General features: G+C 74.4%; 1 protein-coding gene. It reads left to right on the plus strand.

Features of this window, described 5'->3' with window-relative positions; translation table 11 throughout:
• Positions 1-1,911, plus strand: a 1,911-nt coding sequence (gene malQ / locus GBZ26_RS29020; RefSeq protein ID WP_247884951.1) for a 4-alpha-glucanotransferase, incomplete at both ends; no start/stop codon positions are given.

Below are 1,911 nucleotides of genomic sequence, written 5' to 3' on the forward strand. Positions count from 1 at the left end.
CCGGGAGGGGGGGCCCGGGGGGCGAGCGCGTTGAGGGCGCCCGGCCCGAGGCCGGGGCGGCGGCGGGGCCGGGGTACCAGCGGCGGCGGGTGGAGGTGGAGGGCCGGCGGGCGGAGCACCCGGGCCTGGAGACGCCGGTGATCGCCGCCCCCGCCGCCGGCCATCGCCCCGCCCCGCTCCAGATGGGCGAGCGGATCTGGGGCCTGTCGGTCCAGCTCTACGCCCTGCGCTGCGCCGGGGATTGGGGGATCGGCGACTTCGGCGACCTCGTCAGCGTCGCGGAGATGGCGGCGGCGCGCGGGGCGGGCATCGTCGGGCTGAACCCGCTGCACGCCCTGTTCCTCGATCAGCCCGATCAGGCCAGCCCCTATTCCCCGGCCAGCCGGCTGTTCCTCAACCCGCTCTACATCGATGTGCTGGCGGTGCCGGAGCTGATGGGCTGCGCCGAGACCCGCGACCTCATTGCGAAAGAGGAGTTTCTGAATAGGGTGCAGGCGGCGGAGGCCACCCCGCTGGTCGATTACGCCGCCGTGGCGGCTCTGAAGCTGCCGGCCCTGGAACGGCTGTTCGCCCATTTCCAGAAAGAAGGCAGCGAGGAGCGGCGTCGGGCGCTCGCCGCCTTCCGGGCCGAGCTGGGTGAGGGGCTGGAGCGCTTCTGCACCTTCCAGGCCCTGCGCGAGCGTTTCGCCAAGGACGGCACGCCCGACTGGCGCCGCTGGCCGGAGGAGTATCGGGACGCCGCCTCCCCCGCCGTCCGCCGCTTCGCCGAGGAGCGGCGGGAGCGCATCGACTTCTTCGTCTGGCTGCAATGGCTGGCCGACAGCCAGTTGCAGGCGGCGGCGGAGCGGGCGCGGGAGCGCGGGATGGCCGTCGGCTTCTTCCGCGACCTTGCCGTCGGGGCGGACAGCGGCGGGGCGGAGACCTGGGCCGACCCGCATGTGGTGGTGGCGCAGGCCCATGTCGGCGCCCCGCCCGACCTGTTCAACCCGGCCGGCCAGGACTGGGGCCTGCCGCCCTTCCACCCCCACGCGCTGCGCGAGGGCGGCTACGCCCGCTTCATCGAGCTTCTGCGCGCCAACATGCGCCACGCCGGGGCGCTGCGCATCGACCACGCCATGGCGCTCCAGCACGTCTACTGGATACCGGAGGGGCACCCGCCCTCCGAAGGGGCCTACGTCGCCTACCCGATGGACGACCTCCTCGGAATCCTGGCCCTGGAGAGCCAGCGCAACCGTTGCCTCGTCGTCGGCGAGGATCTGGGCACCGTGCCCGAGGGATTCCGCGAGCGCATGGCGGAGGCGGGTGTCCTGAGCTACCGGGTGATGTTCTTCGAATGGACCGAGGACGGCGGTTTCCGCGGCCCCGACGACTACCCCTATGCGGCGCTCGCCACGGTGGGCAGCCACGACCTCGCCACGCTGCGCGGCTGGTGGGAGGGGCACGACATCACCCTGAAGGAGGAGCGCGGACTCTACCCCGCCGAAGGCGAGGCGGAGCGCCAGCGCGACCGCCGCATGGCCGAGCGCGCCCGCCTGCTGGAGGCGCTCGCCGACGCCTTCCTGCCGCTGCCCGCCAGCTTCGGCCCCGACAGCCCCTACAGCGAGGCGCTCGGCCACGCGGTGCACGCCTTCCTCGCCCGCACCGGCTCGGCCATCGCCATGGTCCAGATGGACGACCTGACCGCCGAGCTGGAGCAGGTGAACCTGCCCGGCACGGTGGACCAGTACCCCAACTGGCGCCGCAAGCTGCGGCTTGCGCTGGAGGACATGGCCGACTGCCCGCAGGCCGGCGCCATCGCCGCCATCATGGCCGCCGCCCGGCCGGCCGCGGTGGCGGCCGCTCGCCCCTCCCCCGCCCCGGGAGAGGGTGGCGCCGGAGGCCCCGGACGCTGGCAGCGCCGAGCGCCCGCCC

It is taken from the genome of Azospirillum formosense, assembly GCF_013340925.1.
In the GTDB taxonomy this organism is placed as follows: Bacteria; Pseudomonadota; Alphaproteobacteria; order Azospirillales; family Azospirillaceae; genus Azospirillum; species Azospirillum formosense.